This is a genomic window from Yersinia kristensenii, from assembly GCF_900460525.1.
In the GTDB taxonomy this organism is placed as follows: Bacteria; Pseudomonadota; Gammaproteobacteria; order Enterobacterales; family Enterobacteriaceae; genus Yersinia; species Yersinia kristensenii.
Genome location: NZ_UHIY01000001.1, coordinates 1330966 through 1355335 on the forward strand (window position 1 = coordinate 1330966; position 24370 = coordinate 1355335).

Below are 24370 nucleotides of genomic sequence, written 5' to 3' on the forward strand. Positions count from 1 at the left end.
TCAATGTTGAGCCATTGTCTGGCCCTGGCTACTCGGAGCCTGATTTTTATCCACGCCATGGGGTACAAATGATGCAACCCAAGCAATCAGGGAGGTAAATCCTATCAATACATTTCGAATCACCGGCGGTGCATAGCTGGCCATCCGAACATAGCCTCTAAAGCCCAGCGCCAAGACATCGCGTAGGCTTTCAATCGGTTTATCTTCTGGGAAGCTATCCTGCCACAGTGCCCATGTGTCAGCGCGAGCAAAGGTACACTGTATAAAATCAATATGTTGGGCTACAGTCAGCTGATGCATCCGCATACCGACTTTGGTGCCAAACGCGCGGGTGACTTCACACGGGAAGGTATATTCCTGTGCGCCGCGTTTAAGCAGCAAATGCACGGCTTCGCCATCTTTCAGTAACCCGGCTTCGCGCATCTCAATCCCCACCCCACCATCGGAATAGTCGCGCAGAGTACAGGAGAATAAGTGACCATCAGCCCGCGCTACCCCAGCGGGCATCGCAATTTCGACCCGGTGGGATTGGCGCACTTGTTTGGCTTCAACCGCCACCGCCACCGCCCCGCCTAAAATTGTCATATTATAAATGACCCACACCAAGCTAATGACCACGGTCATGATTTCAGTGGCCGGGCCATAGCCCAAGCGCCACAAGCCCGCAATCAACCCCGCCAAATTGAGCAGAACCAGCGCCATATAAGGGCGGGTAATCACCCAGTCCACATGTTGCTCTTCAACCAAACCGCCTTTTGCCGTGACATTAAATGTCCCTTTGTGAGGATTGAGCAGCGCCACCGTGGTCGGGCGGGCAATATACCAGGCCAGCACGGTTTCATAGATTTCACTCCAGAATGAGTGGCGATATTTACCCTGTAGGCGGGAGTTGGTCAGACTGGCGTGAATCATATGCGGCAGTACATACAGTGCGATGGCCAGTGCTGGCGCGAAAATGATATAAGCATGTAGCAGCAGGAATGCCAGCGGGGCAGTCAGGAAGATCAACCGCGGAATGCCCGATAAGAAATGCAACATGGCGTTGGCATAACATAGGCGCTGGACAAATTTCAGCCCTTTCCCCATCAGCGGGTTATCCAACCGGAAGATTTGCACCATACCCCGCGCCCAACGGATACGCTGCCCAATATGGGCAGACAAACTTTCTGTTGCCAATCCGGCCGCTTGTGGAATGCGGATATAAGCGGAGGTATAACCTTTGCGGTGCAGACGCAATGAGGTGTGGGCATCTTCAGTGACGGTTTCCACCGCAATCCCACCGACCTCATCTAACGCGCTGCGACGCAAAACGGCGCAGGAGCCACAGAAGAAAGTCGCATCCCACATATCATTACCGTCTTGAACCAGGCCATAGAATAAGGTGCCTTCATTCGGTGTTTGACGAAAACGCCCCAGATTTCGCTCGAAGGGGTCGGGAGAGAAAAAGTGATGCGGCGTTTGAATCATGCCGAGCTTTTTATCTTTAAAGAACCAGCCGACGGTCAATTGCAGGAAAGAGCGGGTCGGCACATGGTCGCAGTCAAAGATAGCGACAAACTCACCAGTGGCCTGCTTCAGCGCATTATTGATATTACCGGCTTTGGCATGTTCATGAGTGGGGCGGGCAATATAATGCACCCCGACTTCGGCGGCAAACTCGCGAAAAGCGGGCCGGTTACCATCATCCAGAATGTAGATGTTGATTTTGTCTTTCGGCCAATCAATACCCAACGCCGCATAAATGGTCGGTTTGACCACACCGAGATCTTCATTATAAGTCGGCACCATCAAATCAATGGTTGGCCAGCTATTGATATCTTCCGGCATGGGTACCGGTTGGCGGTTTAGCGGCCAAATAGTCTGGAAATAGCCCAACACCAACACCACCCAAGCATAGGTTTCGGCTAACAGTAATAATAAGCCACACACCAGGCTCACCGGGTCATCCCAGTTAAGTGTTTCAGTATAACGCCACCACAGATAGCGGCAGGAAACCGTTAACGACAGCACAATCAGCATCAGGGTAGGTAAGCGCCCCGGTACCCGCCGCACCACCATGGCAATAGCCCACAATAATAATACAAACACGAATTGCGCCATCATGCCGAAAGGTTGTGAGATACACAGTAGCGCCAAGATACTGGTAAAAATACCCAGAATAATAAACAAGATACGGCGAGCACGCCTTGAAAGCTGACTTAATCGGCTGGCGACTGATTTCTCTATTCGCTGGAGTTCAACACGTTGTGGAACATTCCCCAGCCAACTGATATATCCTTGTTTTTTCTCTTTTACCCACTTCTTACCGACCGCCGCTGGCTGCCGTTGTTTATCATGATCTGATTGTGGGCGAATTAATAACAGCCATAGCCCTTGCAGCAAATAGCGCAAACCATCCCCCAAGCGCGGACGATTGGGGGAAATCTGCGGGAACCAGTAAGTCCGGTGCTGTATGACATACTGCCAGCTTGGGGACTCCAGGCGCAGGAATATCCAGCACAGTGGCAGCGCCATCGTGGTGAGAACCGCCGTGAGCACCGTGCAGCCTTGCTGCATATAAAGATGATAGCGCCGCCGCATCGCCTGATAAATCGGTGTCTGAAATAACATCCGTATCAGGCGATTCATAGGCTACTTTCCGTCACATTAATCAAGCACCAATTCGCCAATGTCATCACCTCTTCCGCTGCCAGACTTTGCGCGCTGTACTCGCCCAATGGCTGCTTGGCCGCCAATGCTTCGGCCAATGCTTCATCGCGGTGAATAAAGGTCGGTAATAAGCTATCCAGACTTTGCAGCCAGAGCTGATGCAAATCTTGTTGTAAGCGGCTACTGGCAGCAAACTGATTCAGCAAAAAATGACAGCCAGCCGGTAAATTTTGCTGATGCAGGCGAATATGGCAACTGGCATCCGCATGAATCAGAATCAGGGTTTGATCCGCCAACGCCAATGCCTGACGGGTGAATACACTGTCGCCAACGGGGATATCCAGTAAAATCCAACGATAAGCTGCGCGGTCTTGCAATGTGGACAGATTCTCCTGCCACTGACGCGGATTTTGCTGCAAAAATGTGCTGAGTTGCTCATTTTCAGCTTGAGTTAATTGGCCAAATGGCACGAAATCCAGCTTCTCGTTGTAGCGCATGGCCCCTTGCTGCCAGCCTTCACCATCAATTTCAGCTTTAGCCCAACCACGGGATTGCTCAAAACTCATATTGAAATGCAATCGCAGTAAGTTATCCGGTGAAAAATCAATCACCAACACCGATTCATCCAATTGCTGTAACGCCCATGCCAGAGCCGCAGTGACCGAGGTGGTACCAACGCCCCCCCTTACGCCTTGTAACGCCAATACCGGCATAAACTATTCGCTCCCTGTGGATTGCGCCAATTCTTCCAATAATGGCCAACGAGCCATCATTTGAATTAATCGTTCCTGACGGACAATATCGATATAACTTAACCTGGGTAACGAGAAAGCCTGACTTAATGCGAGCAGGTCATCTTGAGCTTCAAGTGAAGTTTTTTCATGAAATCGATTTATTATAGTCTTCATTTATCCGCCTTGAGAAAATAGACTATGTTGATTAAGTATAACAATGCTATTTTTATACTTAATTTGATAAGAAGAATCTTAGATTAATATTAAGGCAAGGACATTGGTTAATACTTATCGCAATGTTACAATTGTTTTTTGACTTTATCCAGTTATTGGCCCAATAGCACTTTAACGAAAGCAGATAATGAATCTATGTCACGATCTTTCTCATTAGGTGTTCGCGAAATCTGGGATGAATTAGCCGTAATGCAGGCTCCCGGATTCTATTGGATCAATATTGAACGTCAAATAGATGCTAACTTATTCTGCCAGCAACTTATTCGTAACCAACCCGAAGATACCCGGGCTGCATTGATTTTTTCAGGACAAAAACCTGAAAACCTCCTGACCAATATCGGCCATTCTGGCCCCAAGAAATTGCCGCTATTTACATTACCTGCTCAAAAAAATGCCTTAAAATTTTTAACCCATGACTTAATGCGTTCATTGCGCCCACAACAGCGGCTTTTCATTCTGTTTGCTCCCGCTAGCCTGTGGCAAACCTTTACCAGTGAAGAGATGCAGCAGTGGCTACAGCAGATTCAGCAATGGCTGGAAGCCCAGAACTGCACATTATTGGTGATTTGTCATAGCTCCGGCATTAATAAAGTTAAAAATCAGTTAGTCAGTCAGCACCGTTATTTACAAGGCCTGGCTAATCTGCAATGGCAGCAGGATAATGCACAATATATGGTTGCCTGGTGGAGTACAGCAAAAGGGGTGACCGCCAATCAATTAGTGTTGCTCGAAGCCGATGAACAAGGCTGGAGTATGGCGGATGAAGTCCAGCAAGCCCTGCCCCAATCACGCAATGATGAGCATCTGTATTTAGCACAAACCCACATTCTGGAAGGCGCTCCACCTCTTTCCACCCACTGGCAATTGCTGGAGTCCAATGCGGCTTTAGCTCAGCGGGCAATGACGGCACATGCCGCAACACTGATTTTTGCGCTGAATCAAAGTGAGCAAATTGATGAAATGGCGCATCAAATCCATAATATACGCCGTCAACGCGGTAATAACGTAAAAATCGTGGTGCGCGAAATGCACGCCAGCCTGCGCTACAGCGACGAGCGTTTGTTACTGGCCTGCGGTGCCAATCTGATCGTCCCACAGGTTGCCCCATTATCGCGATTTCTGACGATGCTGGAAGGGATTCAAGGGCAGCGCTTCTCGCGCCATGTTCCCGAAGATATCAATGCGTTACTGGAAGCATTGCGCCCACTTCAGCTCAAAGGCTATTTGCCACCAGCCGAGTTCTGCCACTCTGTTTTGCAGCTGATGAACAACACTTTACTGCCGGAAAATGGTAAAGGTGTATTGGTTGCGCTACGGGCCGTGCCGGGGTTACAGGCGCGTCAAGCGCTGACACTGTGCCATTTGCGCCGCTATGGCGACGTGGTGACGGTGTCTGATAATCGGGTGATATTGTTCCTTTCCACTTGCCGAATCAATGACTTAGATACAGCACTCAGTCATATTTTCCGCTTGCCAGTGGCTGAAGCATTCAGTAACCGGCTGGTGTGGTATCAGGATCAGGAAATTATTTCGGAGATTAACCGGATGATGAATACTCCCGAGGCATGGCAAACTGCTGGTGATAAAAAGACTTATCAACAAACAGTTGATGTGCCAGAGCAGGTGGTGAACACCCGGCGCACACCCGTGCCACTGACACTGAACACCGTCAGGAGAACATCCCATGAATCTCAATGATATTTGGCAAATTCTATTGCTGGGCGCGATCATTTTTTTCCCGCTGGGTTATCGGGCTCGCCGCTGGTTTCCGAGATGGTGGGAGAAAAAACAACATTTGTTCTTATCCGCGCGCTATTTAAAATCAGAAGGAATCTGGTTGCGTGATGGCTCCTCTTCACAGACTAAGAAATCACCATGAACGCAAAAAATAAACAGCAAGAATCGCAAAGTCCGTGGCGTTATTGGCGCGGTCTGGGCGCATGGAACATCTATTTCCTGCTCAAGTTTGCCCTGCTATGGTTTGGTTACCTGAACTTCCATCCCTTGCCAAACTTGGTGTTTCTGGCCTTTCTGCTGTTCCCGATCCCGGCGTACCGCGTCCACCGCTGGCGTCACTGGATAGCTATTCCCATCGGTATTGGTTTGCTCTATCACGATACCTGGCTGCCGGGTATCAATAGCATCATGAGCCAAGGCTCCCAATTGACGGGGTTTAGTCTTAGCTATCTCATTGAATTAACTGGTCGTTTCATTAACTGGGCCATGATAGGAGCCGCCTTCGTCATTCTGGTGGGTTATCTGTTTATTTCACAATGGATCCGCGTCACTGTTTTTGTCGTCGCAGCCATGATTTGGCTGAATATCGCCGGTATTGCCGGGCCAGCATTTTCTCTGGCCCCCACAGTGGAGACTGCGGCAGCAACAGCCGCACCAGCCAGCACAGAGCAACCCGTAGCAGGGGCCAGCACTGTCGAAGCGGGTGGCCCGCCCACCGATGCGAATCTGACCGCCCATTTGAATGCTTTTTATCAGCAAGAAAAAACTCGTCGCACGACATTCCCGGCATCACTGCCTGGTGACGCGCAACCATTTGATTTATTAGTGATTAATATCTGTTCATTGTCATGGTCAGACATCGAAGCGATTCAACTGGATAAGCACCCGCTGTGGAGTAAGTTTGATATTCTGTTCAAAAACTTCAACTCAGCCACCGCCTACAGTGGCCCAGCGTCTATCCGCCTGTTACGCGCTAGTTGCGGCCAGTCATCACATAAAGACTTGTATCAGCCGCAAGACCAGCAGTGCTATCTATTTGATAACTTAGCCAAACTTGGATTTACTTCCCAGTTGATGATGGACCACTCCGGTGTCTTTGGTAATTATCTGCAAAATATCCAAGAAGACGGCAATATGCGCGCGCCAATGATGTCGCAAAAAGGCATTAGTAATCAATTAGCTTCCTTTGATGGCGAGCCGATTTATAACGATCTGGAACTGCTTAACCGCTGGCTGGAGCAGCAGAAGAGTGGTGGCGATACCCGCAGCGCAACTTTCATGAATATCATACCCTTACATGATGGCAACCGCTTCGTTGGTACTAACAAAACCGCGGATTATCAGGCGCGCGCCCAAACTCTGTTTGACCAGTTGAATACCTTCCTTGAAGAGTTGGAAAAGTCAGGTCGGAAAGTCATGGTGGTTGTGGTGCCAGAGCACGGTGCCGCTTTGGTTGGCGATAAAATGCAGATGTCTGGTCTACGCGATATCCCAAGCCCCAGCATCACGCATATCCCGGTGGGGATTAAATTGATTGGCATGAAAGCGCCACAACCCGCCAGCCCGGTGATTGTCAGCGCGCCCAGCAGCTATCTGGCTATTTCTGAATTAGTGTCACGAATGGTTGATGGCAAAGCATTTACCGCACCAAGTGTTGATTGGCAGACATTGACACAAGGTTTACCGGAAACTGCCGTCATTTCAGAAAATGATAATGCTATTGTGATGCAATATCAGGGCAAACCCTATATTCGGCTCAATGGCGGTGATTGGGTACCTTATCCTCAATAATCCAGTTTCACTTCTGAGCAAAAAAGAGTGCAGTTAATGCACTCTTTTTTATTAGTTTCAAATAAACCATATCGACAATATTATTCAGAAACGAATAGAGATAATTTTTTTGATAGAATGATTAAAATCATATTTCGTATTCATTGTTAATGATATGTGACCTATTAATTTAATTTTCTCACACTCATTATAGCCACCATCTATTACGTTATTTCATTACCATATCATTCACCTGCAAATAATTAACATGTTATTATTTACAGGCTAATTATTTTATTAATTTCCAGCCGACCAGATACTGATAATCAATAAAAAACGCCGGATAACCGACGTTTTTAGTGATGCTATATGACGCTATGCCTGCTTTAACTCACTTTTTCCGCTTCATCCTGATCAACGGCAAAGCAGGCTATCATTTGGTCGCCGTACTGCTTCAGTTGTGGTTGCAACTGTGTACATGGGCCAAACGCCCGGCGGCAACGCGCATTGAACGCGCAACCTGGCGGTGGACTCATTGGGCTAGGCAACTCACCAGTCAACTTAATACGCTCACGGCGCATATCCGGATTCAGCCGTGGTGTGGCGGATAACAATGCCTGCGTATAAGGATGGCGCGGGTTATTGAAAATAGCCGCTTTACTGCCTTTTTCAACACAACGCCCCAAGTACATCACCATCACTTCATCGGCAATATGTTCAACCACTGACAAATCGTGAGAGATAAAGACATACGACAGCCCCAGTTCCTGCTGTAAATCCATCATCAGGTTCAATACCTGTGCCCGCACTGACACATCCAGCGCAGATACTGGCTCATCGGCAATCACCACATCAGGGTTCAACATTAACCCACGCGCAATGGCGATACGCTGGCGCTGACCACCGGAGAACATATGCGGATAGCGGTCATAATGCTCAGTTTTTAGCCCAACTTTGGCCATCATCGCCAAGGTTTTTTCGCGGCGCTCTTTGCTGCTAAGTTTGGTATTGATTTGCAGCGGCTCTTCCAGAATCTGCCCCACTTTCTTACGCGGGTTCAGGGAACCATAGGGGTTCTGGAACACAATCTGGATCTTCTGGCGGCGCAGTTTTTCCGCGCTTTCATCGGGCTTAAGCAAATCCTGACCTTGGTAGTAAAGCTCACCACCCGTGGGGATTTCTATCATCGTCAGTAAGCGGCCCAAGGTGGATTTACCACAACCGGACTCCCCCACCACCGCCAGCGTTTTGCCGCGCTCCAAAGTGAACGAAACACCGTCCAGCGCTTTAACCAACCGCTCCGGGGCAAATAACCCTTTTTTGACCGGATAGTATTTTTTTAAATCAATGGCTTGCAACAGTGGTTTGGTTGCCGGTGATTCATTTTTCATTTCAATAGGTTGACTCATAGGGTCGGCCTCCCCGCATCATCGAGCGGTGTATGGCATTTAACCTGACGCCCCGCTGGCCCCAGCAGTTCAGGTTCTTCACGGCGGCAGCGATCATTCGCATACGGGCAACGCGGGTTAAGCAAGCAGCCTTCCGGGCGGTCATATTTCCCCGGAACCACACCCGGCAAGGATGCCAACCGCGCTTTATCCTGCGCAAATTCCGGTAATGCCCGCAACAGTGCTTGGGTATAAGGATGGCGAGGAGCACGGAAGATTTCCGCCGATTTACCGGTTTCCACTACCTGACCGGCATACATCACAATAATATGATGAGCCGCCTCAGCAACCAATGCCAGATCATGGGTAATCAGCAACAGGGCCATATTTTCGCGCTGCTGTAATTCCAGCAGCAATTCAATAATTTGCGCCTGAATAGTCACATCCAGCGCGGTAGTCGGTTCATCAGCAATCAGCAATTTTGGCTTACAGGCAATGGCCATCGCAATCATTACCCGCTGGCTCATCCCACCCGAAAGTTGGTGCGGATACACATCCAAACGTGAAGCCGGATCGGGAATACCGACCAATGTCAGCAAATCCACCGCCCGCTGGTGACGCGTTTTACGATTGCCGCCCTGATGTACCTTCAGTGCTTCCATTATCTGAAAACCGACGGTATAGCACGGGTTAAGGCTGGTCATCGGGTCTTGGAAGATCATCGCGACTTCCGCGCCCACTAATTGACGCCGCTCTTTTTCAGAAATCTTGGTCAGGTCACGGCCATTAAATTCCAGCTTATCGGCCATCACTTTGCCGGGATAATCAATCAGCCCCATGATTGCTAATGAGCTGACTGATTTACCGGAGCCGGATTCACCCACAATCCCGATCACCTGACCTTGCTCAATACTGTAACTGATGCGGTCTACTGCTTTGAACGGCGCGCCTTGGTCACCAAAGTGCACCGACAATTTGTCTACATTTAAAAGTGCCATCTCTCTCTACCTCTGTTACTGCTTGAGTTTGGGGTCGAGAGCATCACGCAGGCCGTCCCCCATCAGGTTAAACGCCAGAACCGTCAGCAGAATCGCCACACCGGGGAAGGTCACGACCCACCAGGCGCTTTGAGCAAACTGCAACACATCAGAGAGCATGGTGCCCCACTCTGGTGTTGGCGGTTGCGCACCCATGCCGAGGAAGCCGAGAGCCGCCATATCCAGAATGGCGTTAGAGAAGCCGAGAGAAGCCTGCACGATCAACGGCGCAAGGCAGTTTGGCAAAATATTGATAAACATCTGGCGCATCGCACCGGCACCGGCCACTCGAGAGGCCGTGACATAGTCGCGATTGACCTCAACTAGCACGGCGGCTCGCGTCAAACGCACATAGTGCGGCAAGGCCACAAAGGTGAGCGCCAATGAAGCGTTCACAATCGAAGGCCCAAATACCGCCACCAAGACCAATGCCAGTAACAAACTTGGCAGTGCCAGCATGATATCAACAACGCGCATGATGATGGCATCCACTATGCCGCCAAAATAACCGGCCAGTAAGCCGAAAACGACGCCCATCACCAGTGACAACACCACCACCAGGCAGCCCACTAACAGCGAAAGTCGGGCACCGTACATCAGGCGGGACAAGACATCGCGCCCCACATCATCTGTGCCGAGAATGAATTTCCAGCTACCGCCCTCTTCCCAAACTGGTGGTTTCAGCAATGCATCGCGAAATTGCTCTGCTGGCCCATGTGGGGCTAGCCAGGTGGCACCCGCAGCAATTACCAGCATAATAATGATGTAAAACAGGCCGATAACAGCCCCTTTATTGCGCTTGAAATAGTGCCAAAACTCCTGCAAGGGAGTCATCGGCTTCGGCGCACTTTTTACTGTCGACTCAGTAAGTTGAGACATTCTGCGCCCCTTATTTCTTGTGACGAATACGCGGGTTAACTACGCCATAGAGCACATCTACCAGCAAGTTAACTAAAATAATCATGATCGCGACCAGCAATACCCCACCCTGTACTACCGGGTAATCGCGGCGTTGCAAAGCATCCATCAACCAGCGTCCTAATCCCGGCCAGGAGAAGATGGTTTCCGTCAAAATCGCACCCGCCAGCATGGTGCCGACCTGCAAGCCAATCACGGTGACCACCGGCAGCAAGGCATTGCGCAAAGCATGAACCACAATCACGCGCATACGGCTCAGGCCTTTAGCACGCGCGGTGCGGATATAATCTTCGCCCAAGACTTCCAGCATTGAGGAACGGGTCATTCGCACAATCACCGCGAGGGGAATGGTGCCCAAGACAATAGCGGGCAAAATCATATGCATCACGGCGTCTTTGAAATCGCCTGGCTCACCCCAAATGAGAGTGTCAATCAGCATAAAGCCGGTCAATGGCAAGCTATCATCGAGGAATACCGTGTCGCTGACTCGCCCCGAGACTGGGGTCAGGTTCCATTGCACCGAAACCAGCATAATCAGCATGATGCCCCACCAGAAAATGGGCATTGAGTAGCCGGTCAGGGAGATCCCCACGGCGGTGTGATCGAATATTGAACCGCGTTTGACTGCCGCCAACACCCCGACCGGGATACCTACGGCGATTGCAAACAGCATCGCGCAGATCCCAAGTTCCAGTGTCGCTTTAAAGCGGGGAACAAATTCTTCCCAGACAGCAATACGGCTTTTCAGCGAAATACCGAGGTCGCCATGTAATACGCCATTCACATAATGGAAGTATTGTTGATAAAGAGGCTTGTCCAGCCCCATTTCCGCCATGATTTGAGCATGGCGCTCGGTGGAGATACCGCGTTCCCCAGCCATGATGGTCACCGGGTCACCGGGGATCATATGGACAAAAGCGAAGGTCAGCAAAGTAATGCCGATAAACGTTGGGATAACTAACCCCAAACGTCGGAGTATGAACTGCAACATATCCCGAACTCTCTGTGTAGAATGCCGGGCTGCTCGTGGGCAACCAGGCTTATATGGCTCACATCTGTATCTGTCTTAACCTAAATGCGAAACCGGTGAACATGCTTTTACACACATTCACCGGTCGACTAACAGGTTAAAATTAATCCAGGGACACGTTTTCGAAATGGTGTTTACCCAACGGATCAACAACATAGCCTTTCACTTCTTTACGCACTGGCTCATACACGGTTGAGTGAGCAACAATCAGCGCTGGCGCTTGATCATGCATAACAACCTGAGCTTGTTTGTAAAGTGCGACACGTTTGTCATGATCAGACTCAGCACGCGCTGGCTGGATCACGTCTTCAAACGGCTTATAACACCACTTGGAGTAGTTAGAACCTTGTTTGGCCGCATCACAGCTGAACAGGGTCGCGAAGAAGTTGTCTGGATCCCCATTGTCCCCAGTCCAACCCATCATCACCGTTTCATGCTCGCCGTCTTTGGCACGCTTGAGGTATTCGCCCCACTCGTAAGTCACAATTTTGGCTTTCACGCCCACTTTCGCCCAGTCAGACTGGATCATTTCAGCCATACGGCGCGCATTTGGGTTATACGGGCGCTGAACTGGCATTGCCCACAGATCGATGGCGAAACCCTCTGGCAGACCGGCTTCTTTTAGCAACTCTTTCGCTTTAGCTGGGTCGTAAGCATAGTCTTTCACATCATCGTTGTAGCCCCACATTGTTGGTGGGATCAGGTTCTTGGCCGCTTGACCAGCACCTTGATAAACTGCATCGATAATAGCTTGCTTGTTAACCGCCATGGTCAGCGCCTGGCGAACCTTGACGTTATCCAGCGGTTTTTTCTCAACGTTGAAAGAGAGGTAACCGACGTTCAGGCCAGGTTGCTCCATCAAGTTGATGGTTTTGTCTTCTTTCATGCGGGCAATGTCAGCCGGGTTAGGGTACGGCATAACCTGACATTCATTTTTCTGCAATTTCGCGTAACGGACTGACGCATCTGGCGTAATAGAGAAGACCAGACGATCAATTTTCGGTTTAGTGCCCCAGTAGCCATCAAAGGCTTTGTACAGAATGCGGGAGTCTTTTTGGTACTGTTGTAACTGGAATGGGCCGGTGCCGATTGGGTTCAAATCGACTTTTTCCGGCGTGCCCGCTTTCAGCATGTTGTCAGCATATTCAGCAGACAGAATTGACGCAAAGTCCATTGCCAGATCAGCCAGGAATGGAGATTCTGGACGCGCCAGCTCGAAGCGCACTGTGTTGTCGTCAACTTTAACGATATTGGTGATCAAATCACCCATACCCATACCCTGGAAGTATTCATAGCTGCCGCCAGAGACTTTGTGGTACGGATGTTTATCATCTTTCTGACGCATGAAGGAATAAATCACATCGTCAGCATTGAAATCGCGGGTCGGTTTGAAGTCTTTATTATCTTGCCACTTCACGCCTTTACGCAGGTGGAAAGTGTAAGTTTTGCCATCTTCGCTAATTTCCCACTTTTCAGCCAGACCGGGTTCAATTTCGGTGGTGCCGAGTTTGAATTCAACCAGACGGTTGTAGATAGGAACCGAGCTTGCATCATAAGTTGTGCCAGAGGTGAAAAGCTGTGGGTTGAAACCTTCCGGAGAGCCCTCAGAACAATATACCAGTGTCTTCGCTTGTACACTGGCCGCTACGGTCAGTGCAATCAGCCCAATACCGAATTTCAGTATCCCTGTTTTTCCCAAGGAAATCGTCATCGCTTGTGCTCCATTATGGTGATGTGTGTTGTGTGTACGGCCAGGCCCTATAATTTTTTAGTCAGTGGACTGTACCGTTTTGGCCTATTTACCGCAGGGATGCGGGATTGAGATGCCGGATAAATGCTATCCGACAGCAATGTAGAATGTATGAAATAACCCCAAATTGCTCTCGATTACTACCCCTGAGGGTACCAATTTGGCAACAGTTGGTGGCAACGTCAATACGGTCTGAATGGATTTATTAAGACAATGAGAAACAGCATGCAAACATAAAAAAAACTTTCCATTAACATTATCAGCATTAAAATTTATGCTATTAGGAATAATCCAGCGGTATAAACTGGCTAAGCAAAATAAAGCAGTTGTAACAGCTAATGACAAACGAAAAAACTTTGTTGCTAAATGAGGATTATCTGTTCAGATTTTTTTGTAATAACGATAGAAAATAGAGAGAAATGCGGCTGTGACAGCCGATAAGTGACGTGAAACTTGTCACACACAACCGGAATCTCAAACATTTTGCGTGCTGTTAAAAAAGCGAAAAACTCGCTTAATCATTTGGCTGAGCCGGAGAGAATATCGCTCACAGCCAGCAGGCACCATCATAGCGCCCCAAACCAGTGCGTAGCGTGATGAGTAAGATAAAAAACACATTTTCTCTGTTACTTAATGGTTTTTTTAACCCCCATACCCCCGTGTAATACTCCTGTTGTGTCCTCTAGTGTTTTATAGCGCAAATTCACTACACCAAAAGCACTGACAACCCTTCCTTGATTGTTTTTAAAATTATCTGTATTGATTGAGATATTATTTGTCGTTGTTATTACTCCATTAAAATTATGGACTGCTTTAGACTTAATTTTAATATCAGCTGGGCCATATGAACCCATCGTCTTTACCAGACCATAAACATTGTAGAATTTACCCTTCGCATCGATAACAACATTTCCCACATTTGAATAAATATAACCTTTTTTATTATCAATTATTTTTCCCACTATGTTAATCCCTAATTTTTCGTTGGTTTCAACACCCGAAAAATTCTTTATATTTTTTATTGTCCCCTGTTGATTATCAATTAACGCCAAGCTGCGCAGCCTAATATTCTCAGCAGAGATCCCGCCATTATTTATAATAAATCTGTTTGATGTAATATTGATTGTTTTATCTGCATGAATAACACCAGAATTTTTTACACCACCATCTCTGGAGAATATAAAAATCTTATTTGCATACATTCCTCCTAAATGATTAACATCTATGCCAACATTATCTTTATTCTTGGAGGTAAATCCAGCTAACGAACTTATATTGACATTTCCACCTATGGGTGCATAACTTACCGCATGTTTGCCAATAATAGACAAAATATCATTCGCTCTTATTTCGCCACCTATATTTAGCGAACGTGAAAAAATGTCCAGATAAGTATCAGTATTATCAATAAACGTTAAACCATCGCTCCCAATGTCGATTATTCCCTCAGTAACATTATATCCGCGAACATAATTACCTGATAGGACAGCCGATCCTGACGTTAACGTCACATGGTCAGTGTTGCTAAAATTACAACCATTACAATGAATCCCTGCTGGGTTAGCGATGATGATATGTGCTTTTTCACCTGCAACAATCAGAGAACCATTTAACAGAGTCCGATGACTTGACGTGACTTCATTGAGAATAACCTTTGCTGGTACTGTTGTTAAATTTGGATTCCCTGTTGCAGCCGATGAGAGAAAATTATTAAGTGATACTTTATCGTATCCAGCCCCCTTTATGACATCAAACTGGACATATTTATTATGTGATATACCGTGTTCATTAGGGGTTTGGATATTTATCGTAGTATAATTAGCACCACGGCAATTTGCATTTAATGCCTTGCAATGTATTTCACTCCATTTTATATATATTGAAGACACACCAGGCTGTTGATGTAAAGGAGCATTTTTATCAACAATAATTTCAGCTTGTGATAATGGAATGGTGAAGTATAAAAAACAATGTAATATTATTATGCTATTTTTAATATTACACTCAGAACATTGACGTGTATTAATCATTTAATTCACCTGTTTTATGGAAAATAAAGTGATTTTAATACTCAAATAATTAATACATAACTACAACCTTAAAAATACAACATCTATATATTAATTATGTTGAACCATTATATATAAAAGCTAATATTGCCAGTTCACCACGAAACCAAATACCATAGGGTCAGTACTCAATTCCCTCGGCTTATCAAGTGGTAAACCGATATTAAAGTCATAGCCAAATTGATGATAACTGCCCCGAATGCCCAACACTCCCCCGACTAAGCGGTTACCTAATAAAAATTGCCCCCCTTTTTTACTCACTTCGCCATAATCCACCCCCACATACAGTTGGTTGGCGAACTGCTGATTTATCCAGGCAATATCATTTTTTAAAAACCATCCTTGTGGCCCAACAAGTGCCCTACCGGTGGCGAATCCGCGTACTGAACTTCTCCCACCAATAGAAAAATTATCCTGTATCGCGATATTTGAACGAGTATATTGCTGGCTAAATGTCGGTTGATAATGAAAACGCTGCTCCCCCAATATAAAAGGAATATCCAGTGAAGCGGTGAAATTAATCAGCTTACTTGCTGAAAATAACTCTTTACCCGGTGATGGCCGTGCACCAAACCATTGGGTGCCTTGCTGATAATTAACCCCGCCTCTCATAGTCGCCCAGCGAGCATAATAGATATGTTGCAATCCGAGTTGCCAATCAACAGTATCCGACCGCTGAATCTCCACTTCTGAATCGGCAAAAAAACGGTTGGATTTTCGTATTAATACCCCTGTGTGGCCCACCGTTTTATAATTGTAGCCTCGCGTTAGTAACCGTTGAGTTTGTATATCCAGTGTTCGCCAACGTGAGTGATATTTAAACGCACTATTGTCTATCAACAAAGATTGATAATAGCCTCCTTGACTGCCCGTCATACTCAATAGCCAATGACCAAAAGGGACAGAGTAATGTAGGGAAAAATTACTGTTGCCTTTATCATGATGATTATCCAGATCACGTCCAGCAGAGAAATAAGCTAAATCACTTAATGATAATGGGTTATCTAAAAATAATGTTGCACCCGCACGATAGCGGCCGACAGCATAATGCCCCGCATTATCGAGAAAAGTATTGATCCGCCAAAATCGCGATTGCTGGCGTTTCACCACAATTCGGCTCGTTAAATCCTCACGATTTAACACCACATCCATCGTCGCATTCACTGAAGGCAGGCGCTGCAAGTTTTCTAATCCCTGCTCCAGGTTACGCAAATTAACCATATCACCTTGCCTACCAGGGAATACGGTATTTAACTGAGCATAGCTATCGCTATCTTCATGGTGACCAATATCGCTTAGTCTGCCAGGAATTAAGGTCAGGAATAGAGTACCCTCCACATAGCTGTCTTCAGTGAAAGTCACTTGTGAAGTGATATAACCATCAGCAACCAGTTGCCACTGGAGTGTATTATGCAATGACGATAACCCTTTCTCATCCAAACAACTGCCCTGAACCTGTTTTGCCCATTGCATTAAACGCCCTGCATTAGGGAAGGCATCAATATTAATCAGTTTTACGCGCTGAATAACCAAGCATGACGAGTCATCTGAATAACCTGCTTCTGTTGCTGCAACAGGTCGGTTATCCATCTGTGCATGCTTCAGTGGTGGTATAAGACTCTTTTTTAAATCTCTGTGTTGTTGTTCTAATATAGCGGCTTGAGCTTGGTTAATATTCGCATAAGCAGCGAGGGGGAAATTAGATATCACAACCAAAAGAATAAATAAGGCGGTAATTATCCATGCATTATTATGGTATTTTGAAATTACCTCATTTATTGTTATCAATCTCATGCAGTAAACTCCATTTAAATTAAGCCATGACTGAATAATGCCAACAGAAAATTAGCCACGAGGAGTGGCTAATTTAAAAACATCCACGTAATTATTTAAGGTGGCTTTAATACAAGGCGATTAACATTAAATTTTCAACTGTTTTGTTTTTGTTTTACCGACAATAGATATATCACCATTGTTATTTTCTATCGGGCTATCAAGAACTATATTTATACTTCCACCATGCGTCTGTATCCTCCCTTCATCATTGTTCAAACCTGCGGCATTTATATAAACACCTGACGTATTACTAGAGATATTAGCTTTTATCTTCCCATGTAAATTATGGACTATGCCACCACTGTATAGCTGTACTGTCCTGCCGGTAATCGCCCCGCCCAGAGAATTGTTGATATTCCCTCTAGTGACCATTTGGAGTGCGCCAGTTGATTCGATATGTTTGCCATTGTTTATATTACCTTCAGCAATTATGCGTATTCTGTTAGCATACATTCCTCCCATCTCACGGACATCAACACTATCAAAATAATCAGGGGTGCTCAAATAAGCGACTAGCGGTGATAACCCCATTTTCTCACCCGGGGATGCCACTCTTATTTTATTTTTCCCCGCAATAATAAAGAGATCATCCGCCTGTATTTTACCTCTTATTTTTAATGAGTTAGCAAACAAATCAAGATAGGCGGGATCTTTATCTTGCCCTTTATGACTTAATCCGAGGTTATTTAATACTCCGTTATTAATAGTAATGTCTCCACCAATGACATTAAAACCTTGTAGCTTATTATTACTGAAATATGCTTTTCCTGTTGTTAGGGTCAGATGAGGCATACTGGTAAATGAGCACCCATTACAATTAATACCCGAAGGGTTAGCAATAATAACATGGGCATCTTGACCTGAGAGTCTTATATTTCCTGCTAATTGACTTGCATGCGAGGATCTTACTTCATTAAAAATAATCTTCGCCGTTGTCTTTTCCAGATTCGGGTTGCCATTAATCTCTTTGATTAAGTTATTATTCAGGATAACAACATCCTGAAAATGAGGCGCATCGAATTTAGTATATTTATTATGCGATAATCCATTTGTATCTGGTGCCTGGATATTTATTGTGGTGGTTTCACCACAACCCATGATAGAGCGACAGGGGACTGACAAAGACATATTGGACTCTATTTTTATATCCGCTTGCTGTCCAGCAGGTGCGGCCTCATCAGCAATAATATTAGCGGCATGAGATACGGACATTCCACATAACGACAGCATGATAGAAAGTGGTAATGCGGATAATTTTCTTCTGTTATTCTCATTGATGAAAATCATATTATTCCTCTTATAGAATAGTTAATATGGTTATTATATTAGTTACTCGTGGTTATCATATTGGTCACATCACCGATGAAACCGATATCAATTAGCGGTTTTAAATAAAACAAAGTCAACACGATGAAATATATATAATATATTAGAAGAATAAAAAACATGTATCGTCAGAAATTGGTAATACATATGAGATAAAATAAGATTATTGATAATATAAATATAATTTTAAATTGAATGCAATGAGATTAAATGAGATGTCGCCGGGAGACAAAAGATAGAGACGAAAAAAAAACCCTGACATTGCTATCAGAGTTCTTAAATTTGGTCGGCGAGAGAGGATTCGAACCTCCGACCCACTGGTCCCAAACCAGTTGCGCTACCAAGCTGCGCTACTCGCCGAATCGGGGCGCATCTTACTGCTACGCGTCTGGGCCGTCAATCACTTTTTAACAACTCGCGGGTGACTGTTGTTAAAAGCATCACCCACGGTTATACCCGTCATACTTTAAGCTTCAGCTTGTTTCAACTGCGGTGATTGCGCCCGCAAGAATGGCAACAAGAAGAAAGCAGATAAACAGGCAGCAATGGAGATAACTACAAAGAAACCATTCCAGTGCCAAATCTCCATAATGCGAGCAATAGGGTAGCCTGATAAGGCTGCACCTAAGTAGGCAAATAACCCAACAAAACCGGTAGCAGCCCCTGCAGCATCTTTATGTGAGCATTCAGCGGCAGCCATACCAATAAGCATCTGTGGGCCAAAAATAAAGAAACCAATGGCAAAGAAACATCCGGCCTGCAAGACATAACTGACCCCAGGCATAATCCACAATGAGGCGACAGAAAGGAAAATACCAATGGCGAATATTAAGTTCATCGGCCCACGGTTCCCACGGAACCACTTATCTGACCCCCAACCCGCGACCAGTGAACCGATAAATCCGCCCACTTCAAATAATGAAATTGCCGAGTTGGCCGTCATTAATGAATAGCCTTTCTCTTGCGTCAAATAGAGGTTTCCCCAGTCATTGATCGCGGTGCGGACGATATAAACCAGGACATAGGAAACCGCCAGCAACCAGATATATTTATTGGTTAACACGTAGCGCTTTACAATTTCTTTATTTGAAAGCCCCTGGCCTTCAGATTCTTGCACCAGCTCCATGGCATCATTACGCCACTTACCCACACTTGGCAGCCCCATGGTGCTGGGTTTATCTCGCAGTCGCCAACACATCAGTAAACCAACGACCACCCCGATAATGCCGGGGATAATCATGCCGTAGCGCCAGCTAAAGTGCAGAGAAATAAAACCAACCAGCAAGGGAATTAATGCGCCACCAAAGTTATGTGATGTATTCCACATTGCCCACCAGCTACCGCGTTCTGAGCGGGAATACCAACTAGTTAATATTTTAGAGCATGGCGGCCAGCCCCACCCTTGGAAGAATGCATTAACTATCCACAAAGTGCCAAATACCAGTAATGAAGAGCTCATCCCGAACAGGATATTAATAATCCCAGTCATGACCAGCCCGATACCCATAAAGTAACGTGGATTTGAGCGGTCGCTGATCATCCCGGAAATAAACTTGGAACAACCATAGGTGATATAAAACAGCGTACCTAAAATCCCGACATCTGACATTGTCAGACCCAAATCGCTGAGCATGGCCGGCATAATAAAGTTGAAGCTTTTACGGGTAAAATAAAAAGCAGCGTAGCCGATATACATCGTCCACATTAATTGAATACGCCAGTATTTATAAGACGAGTCAATTTGCGCTTGATCCGTTACCACTGGTACGTTATCGCGACTTTTGAGGAAAGACCACATGTGAACCTCAGAAAATTTATCAAGTAGAGTCATCATGTTCCTCGTGCATACAAAACCAATGAGAAAAATACCTGCAGAAAACGAGAATATTTCCTAGTTTTCCTTAGCTGGCAAAGAATTTGTGGGCAGGATCACACTTAAGCAGGTGCCATGATCCACACTGAGACTAAAGCTTCCCCCTAATGCACTTACACGCGATTGCATGCCGCGCAAGCCGTAACCTGGCGTTAATGTCGCCAAATCTATGCCTTTACCGTTATCGCGGATGGTCAAATATACCTTCTGCTTATCCTGCTTAGCATTAATCTCAATCCGACTCGCGCCCCCATGGCGATAGGCATTAGTGACTCCCTCCTGACAGATGCGGTATAGCGTAATTTTCAAGGTTTCATCTATCGGAGAATCATCGAGCTGCCAATTAAGCACTCCGACTACCGACTGGTCCTGTGGAATAAGCTCTCGTATCAATGTCGCAACAGCAGCGGATAAAGGAAGGTTATTTAATGCTGCGGGCCATAACTTCGCCAAAATATCATGAACACCGTCGTAAACTCGCAAAGCCAGAGTTTCTATCATTTCGGCACTGGTCGAAACTTGGGGTTGTGTGGTTAACCGCTTGATAATACTGGCTTGGGTACGAATAACCGTCACAGTCTGCCCAACCTCATCGTGTAACTCGCGCGCGACATCACGCCGGGCATGCTCTTCAGCTACGACCAACGCTTTGGCGAGTTCACGGTTTTCATTCAGCCGTATTTGTAATTGTTCATTCAATTCCCGCTGCCGCTGGATACCAGCCCCGAGTAATAAACCCGTTAAGCTTTGTGCTAATAGTGATAACAACAAATCACGGTGAGAATCTAACTCTGCCGGAGTAATAATCAATAACACCATGCCATTAAGCAGAGTGGCCACTACCGCCCCTTGCCAGCCATAGCGGTAGGACATAAATACAATGGGAATCGCCAGACAGAAAGGCGCAAATAAATATAAATCCGACTCAGTAATATGATATTGCAGCCAAATACTCAGGGCAAACAACAGCAAGTACCACATAATATGATTCAAACGCAGGTTAATTGGTTTATGTATTAACCCAGGCTCCAATGGAGCCCAGATCTGGCGCGCCAGATAATGCCACAATAACAAGCAAATAGGTGCGATGGTAAAACCGCCAACCAACCCCAATAATAATGCCATCGCCCCCTGCTGACTGGCAATTTGCCACCCCAAGGCCTGTATCAACGCCGCACTAAAAATAACAGCGCCCTGCATCAAGGGCCATTTCCATTCGCTGTCACTTTTCTGATTACGCAATAACCAAGGGGAGGTGAAAACGGCCAACAAGGTGGTCGCCAACAGGAGAGGAATAGAGAACCACAATAACTCGGGGTAGCCAAACTGATCGGTTAGCAGCCACCAGAGTAGTGCGTCACCCAACAAAATCCCGGGCCAGTATTGCCGTGGGCTTTGTAATAAAATGCCCATACGCAGGCCAAAAGGGAACAACAGCATGGCCTGTAGCGGCCTATCAACCAGTTGAGTACCAACGGACCATAAACAGAAAGCGGCAGTGGTATAAATAAATAATAATGCCAGCAGCATAATCACACGCTGCATCATAGATTCAATACCTGCTTGGCTAACTCAACATTATTATTGACACCGAGTTTGGCAAATAAGTTAGCGCGATGGACATGAACTGTTTTCGGTGACAGAGCGAGTGCCTCGGCAATATCACGCACATCCATACCTTGCGCCAACAGCACAGCAACTTCTCGCTCACGACGAGTTAAGGGATCAACCGCAACGCGTGCTAATTTTTGGGCAATTTCCGGCATCAGATACACCCCGCCACTGCCCACCGTGCGAACAGCATTAACCAAATCTTCGGGCTTACAACGTTTAGACAAGAACCCACGTGCGCCGCGCTCTAGCGCCATTTCAACTAACGCCGGGCTGTCATGCATCGAAAGCATAATAACCCCCATTCCTGAGGGGAGATCTTTCAGTAAATCTAACCCGCTCTCATCAGGCATGGAAATATCACAAATACAGATATTCGCCTGTAAGCCCGGTAATCCAGCTCTGGCCTGCTTCGCGGAGCTGAATTCACCCACAACCTGGATATCTTCCTCCAGAGAAAGTAATTGAGCAAAACCTGAGCGCACGATGTCGTGATCATCAATAAAGGCAACACGATAAGTCACGGAAGACTCCAGCCGGCGGGGGAATTAGGCTGAAGTATACCGTAACATTAGGGTAACACTGCGATTGGTATCAAAAATCACCCTATATCAGATGATCCTTTATTAATTAGGCTGAATATGCCGTGCCGGAGCCTGACACCAGTTATTTTCTGCATTAATTCCGCCATCGGGTGAGGTATAACCTAAACATCCGATGACGGAGTCAAACAACTCAACCTGACGGTGACTTTTGCCGATACGCTGTTCGGCTTGCAGTTGCTCAAAAGCCGTGAGATTCACCGGTTGTGCCAGATACTTATCTGAGGCCCAAACTATCAATGGCACACGGAATTGCTCCGGCGGCGCCATCTCCCGTGGCGTACCGTGGAAGTGGGAGTTATCGTCGATAGACTCCCCATGGTCTGCGGCATAGAACACCAGCGCTTTCTTATCGCGCATTTCATCGATCACATTCGCAATAAAGGAATCGGTGTACAACACACTGTTATCAAAAGCATTCACCAATTGCTGCTTGCTGCAAAAATCATCAACTCCCATACATTCAGGCTGATAGCGGGCATAGCTGCGGGGGTAACGCTGAGAATAGAGATAATGTGAACCTTTGGTATGCAATATCACTAAATGCTTACCAACGGGATAACGCCCAAGTGACTCTTTCAGTTCGTCGACCAGCAGCATGTCATCTACTGGCTTATCATCGTTACGTTTCTCAGAGGCAATCAATTCCCGGAACGAATAATTATCGACGTTCGCATTATTGTAGAACCACATTTCGCTCTGCATCGCGAACAATTCAGACGTGAAACCCAAGGATTTCAGCACTGCGAACACATTTTGCTCTTTCAGTGTGCGCTGTGGATTTTCTTCTGTTCCCCCTTCCCGCACAAACATACAGCGCAATGAAAGTTTGGTAGAGGTATCACAAGATGTGCCACGAAAAGCGACTAAATTCTTTTCTTTACTTAGGCGCGGGGTGGTATCGCGTGAATATCCCAGCAACCCCATGTGGTCCCAACGGGTGGTTTCACCAATGATAAAGACAACATAAGTGTCATCAATACCAGCGGGAGCAACATAAGTATGGTGTTTTGCGGGATCATACAATGTCGCTGCATCATACTTTTCGTCGTATTGTGTATAAGCGTATAAACCCAATGCAGCCAACCAGTTAGAGGGCAGATAAGAGTGAGCAACCACCCCGCCATAACTCGGTAAGTCCACAGTTTTCAGTTGTTCATCTGCGTGCTGTACTTTATCCAGATAGCGAATCGGTAACCAAACCAATGCGACAACCGCCACCATCAATAATAGGGGTTTGAGGCGCTGGCCCGGAGTGCGAAATTGCTCCAGTAAGGTAAACCGCAAGGTATTTTTCCAGATAAGCAACAAAGGTAGTGCGCTGACCACAATCATCCAGATGACAAAATGTAACCCGATGACCTCTTTCGAAAGATCGGTATCTGTGGTCAAGACGGAAATGACGATGCCATAGCCAATCACGACATTGAAAAAAGTCATGTAATAGCTAGCTGCAACAGAAATCAGCACCAAAAGGGTTGCAGCTACGCGATAAAACCACCGGCCACCGAGGGAAATAACGCGCATGACAAAAAAAGTAAACAGAATAATCGCCATCACTTCGATGATAGCAGACACGACTTTTATGCCTTGAATACCTTGGCTAAAGGTGTCAAAACGACGATAAAAGACAGAGATATTCAGGAAAACACCAATATAAACTGCCAACAACAAAGAAATACTTTGTTGGGATAAAAATTTAACTCTGTCCATATAACGCAAGGTCTCCAAAGACACTATTTGCGGTGTGAATCAATCAGACAGTGAACCCCTCCTCAGGTTCAGTGCAAAACTAATAAGCACGCT

At 46.4% G+C, this 24370-nt stretch carries 18 protein-coding genes and 1 tRNA gene; 3 read left to right on the top strand and 16 right to left on the bottom strand.

From position 1 onward, the window contains the following. From bcsA to bcsR, 3 genes are read right to left on the bottom strand one after another with little or no spacing between them, the layout of a single operon-like run. On the bottom strand, positions 1–2628 hold the full coding sequence (gene bcsA, locus DX162_RS06215; RefSeq protein ID WP_032819082.1) for a UDP-forming cellulose synthase catalytic subunit: 2628 nt from the start codon (positions 2626–2628) through the stop codon (positions 1–3). Continuing rightward, a complete protein-coding gene (gene bcsQ / locus DX162_RS06220; RefSeq protein ID WP_004388914.1) occupies positions 2625–3362 on the bottom strand; it encodes a cellulose biosynthesis protein BcsQ in 738 nt (245 codons plus the stop codon). Before bcsQ ends, bcsA begins: the two co-directional genes overlap by 4 nt. A 3-nt stretch (positions 3363–3365) precedes the next feature. Next, positions 3366–3557 carry a cellulose biosynthesis protein BcsR gene (bcsR, locus tag DX162_RS06225; protein WP_004388913.1) on the bottom strand — a complete coding sequence of 64 codons (192 nt, stop codon included), beginning with the start codon at positions 3555–3557 and terminating at the stop codon, positions 3366–3368. A 195-nt stretch (positions 3558–3752) separates the two neighbouring features. Between bcsR and bcsE the strand changes: the two genes are divergently transcribed. The 3 genes from bcsE to bcsG are packed head-to-tail and all read left to right on the top strand — an operon-like array spanning position 3753 to position 7145. Then, a complete protein-coding gene (bcsE, locus tag DX162_RS06230) occupies positions 3753–5315 on the top strand; it encodes a cellulose biosynthesis protein BcsE (RefSeq protein ID WP_004388912.1) in 1563 nt (520 codons plus the stop codon). Next, entirely contained in the window at positions 5302–5496 is a 195-nt protein-coding gene (bcsF, locus tag DX162_RS06235) for a cellulose biosynthesis protein BcsF (RefSeq protein WP_032819081.1), read from the top strand. The genes bcsE and bcsF overlap by 14 nt, the downstream gene beginning before the upstream one ends. Beyond that, positions 5493–7145: a cellulose biosynthesis protein BcsG gene (bcsG, locus tag DX162_RS06240; RefSeq protein WP_004388911.1), complete on the top strand. Its 1653-nt coding sequence runs from the start codon at positions 5493–5495 to the stop codon at positions 7143–7145. The genes bcsF and bcsG overlap by 4 nt, the downstream gene beginning before the upstream one ends. A gap of 365 nt (positions 7146–7510) precedes the next feature. On the opposite strand, the gene dppF is transcribed toward bcsG, so the two are convergent. The 13 genes from dppF to eptB form a co-directional block, all read right to left on the bottom strand. Continuing rightward, complete coding sequence (gene dppF, locus DX162_RS06245; protein WP_004388910.1) at positions 7511–8515, bottom strand: dipeptide ABC transporter ATP-binding subunit DppF; 1005 nt, start codon at positions 8513–8515, stop codon at positions 7511–7513. Positions 8516–8529: 14 nt separating this feature from the next. After that, a complete protein-coding gene (gene dppD, locus DX162_RS06250) occupies positions 8530–9510 on the bottom strand; it encodes a dipeptide ABC transporter ATP-binding protein (protein WP_004388909.1) in 981 nt (326 codons plus the stop codon). 15 nt (positions 9511–9525) lie between these two features. Next, positions 9526–10428: a dipeptide ABC transporter permease DppC gene (gene dppC, locus DX162_RS06255; protein ID WP_004388908.1), complete on the bottom strand. Its 903-nt coding sequence runs from the start codon at positions 10426–10428 to the stop codon at positions 9526–9528. A gap of 10 nt (positions 10429–10438) precedes the next feature. After that, complete coding sequence (dppB, locus tag DX162_RS06260; protein WP_032819080.1) at positions 10439–11458, bottom strand: dipeptide ABC transporter permease DppB; 1020 nt, start codon at positions 11456–11458, stop codon at positions 10439–10441. A gap of 142 nt (positions 11459–11600) precedes the next feature. Continuing rightward, positions 11601–13208, bottom strand: coding sequence for a dipeptide ABC transporter periplasmic-binding protein DppA (gene dppA, locus DX162_RS06265; RefSeq protein WP_004388906.1), 1608 nt, complete (start codon positions 13206–13208; stop codon positions 11601–11603). 665 nt (positions 13209–13873) lie between these two features. Beyond that, a complete protein-coding gene (locus tag DX162_RS06270; protein WP_098081044.1) occupies positions 13874–15277 on the bottom strand; it encodes a two-partner secretion domain-containing protein in 1404 nt (467 codons plus the stop codon). A gap of 120 nt (positions 15278–15397) precedes the next feature. Further along, positions 15398–17110 (bottom strand): ShlB/FhaC/HecB family hemolysin secretion/activation protein, encoded by a 1713-nt coding sequence (locus DX162_RS06275; RefSeq protein ID WP_098081043.1) that lies wholly within the window; start codon positions 17108–17110, stop codon positions 15398–15400. 126 nt (positions 17111–17236) lie between these two features. Continuing rightward, positions 17237–18439: a two-partner secretion domain-containing protein gene (locus tag DX162_RS06280; RefSeq protein WP_004388902.1), complete on the bottom strand. Its 1203-nt coding sequence runs from the start codon at positions 18437–18439 to the stop codon at positions 17237–17239. 322 nt (positions 18440–18761) lie between these two features. Beyond that, a tRNA-Pro gene (locus DX162_RS06285) sits at positions 18762–18838 on the bottom strand. A 106-nt stretch (positions 18839–18944) separates the two neighbouring features. Further along, the gene (uhpC, locus tag DX162_RS06290; RefSeq protein ID WP_004388901.1) at positions 18945–20276 is read right to left on the bottom strand and encodes an MFS transporter; all 1332 of its coding nucleotides are present in this window, start codon (positions 20274–20276) and stop codon (positions 18945–18947) included. A 93-nt stretch (positions 20277–20369) separates the two neighbouring features. Continuing rightward, positions 20370–21899: a signal transduction histidine-protein kinase/phosphatase UhpB gene (gene uhpB / locus DX162_RS06295; RefSeq protein ID WP_032819078.1), complete on the bottom strand. Its 1530-nt coding sequence runs from the start codon at positions 21897–21899 to the stop codon at positions 20370–20372. After that, positions 21896–22486 (bottom strand): response regulator transcription factor UhpA, encoded by a 591-nt coding sequence (gene uhpA / locus DX162_RS06300; protein ID WP_032819077.1) that lies wholly within the window; start codon positions 22484–22486, stop codon positions 21896–21898. The genes uhpB and uhpA overlap by 4 nt, the downstream gene beginning before the upstream one ends. 102 nt (positions 22487–22588) lie before the next feature. Continuing rightward, on the bottom strand, positions 22589–24277 hold the full coding sequence (eptB, locus tag DX162_RS06305) for a kdo(2)-lipid A phosphoethanolamine 7''-transferase (protein WP_098081040.1): 1689 nt from the start codon (positions 24275–24277) through the stop codon (positions 22589–22591). Between the last annotated feature and the right edge of the window lie 93 nt (positions 24278–24370).

Excerpts from the sequence above, each read along its gene's own strand:
- DX162_RS06270 (WP_098081044.1), bottom strand. The coding sequence starts at position 15,277 with ATGATTAATACACGTCAATGTTCTGAGTGTAATATTAAAAATAGCATA.
- bcsF (WP_032819081.1), top strand. The coding sequence starts at position 5,302 with ATGAATCTCAATGATATTTGGCAAATTCTATTGCTGGGCGCGATCATT.
- bcsG (WP_004388911.1), top strand. The coding sequence starts at position 5,493 with ATGAACGCAAAAAATAAACAGCAAGAATCGCAAAGTCCGTGGCGTTAT.
- dppF (WP_004388910.1), bottom strand. The coding sequence starts at position 8,515 with ATGAAAAATGAATCACCGGCAACCAAACCACTGTTGCAAGCCATTGAT.
- dppD (WP_004388909.1), bottom strand. The coding sequence starts at position 9,510 with ATGGCACTTTTAAATGTAGACAAATTGTCGGTGCACTTTGGTGACCAA.
- bcsA (WP_032819082.1), bottom strand. The coding sequence starts at position 2,628 with ATGAATCGCCTGATACGGATGTTATTTCAGACACCGATTTATCAGGCG.
- bcsE (WP_004388912.1), top strand. The coding sequence starts at position 3,753 with ATGTCACGATCTTTCTCATTAGGTGTTCGCGAAATCTGGGATGAATTA.
- dppC (WP_004388908.1), bottom strand. The coding sequence starts at position 10,428 with ATGTCTCAACTTACTGAGTCGACAGTAAAAAGTGCGCCGAAGCCGATG.
- uhpC (WP_004388901.1), bottom strand. The coding sequence starts at position 20,276 with ATGTGGTCTTTCCTCAAAAGTCGCGATAACGTACCAGTGGTAACGGAT.
- dppB (WP_032819080.1), bottom strand. The coding sequence starts at position 11,458 with ATGTTGCAGTTCATACTCCGACGTTTGGGGTTAGTTATCCCAACGTTT.
- uhpB (WP_032819078.1), bottom strand. The coding sequence starts at position 21,899 with ATGATGCAGCGTGTGATTATGCTGCTGGCATTATTATTTATTTATACC.
- bcsR (WP_004388913.1), bottom strand. The coding sequence starts at position 3,557 with ATGAAGACTATAATAAATCGATTTCATGAAAAAACTTCACTTGAAGCT.
- DX162_RS06280 (WP_004388902.1), bottom strand. The coding sequence starts at position 18,439 with ATGATTTTCATCAATGAGAATAACAGAAGAAAATTATCCGCATTACCA.
- bcsQ (WP_004388914.1), bottom strand. The coding sequence starts at position 3,362 with ATGCCGGTATTGGCGTTACAAGGCGTAAGGGGGGGCGTTGGTACCACC.
- eptB (WP_098081040.1), bottom strand. The coding sequence starts at position 24,277 with ATGGACAGAGTTAAATTTTTATCCCAACAAAGTATTTCTTTGTTGTTG.
- dppA (WP_004388906.1), bottom strand. The coding sequence starts at position 13,208 with ATGACGATTTCCTTGGGAAAAACAGGGATACTGAAATTCGGTATTGGG.
- DX162_RS06275 (WP_098081043.1), bottom strand. The coding sequence starts at position 17,110 with ATGAGATTGATAACAATAAATGAGGTAATTTCAAAATACCATAATAAT.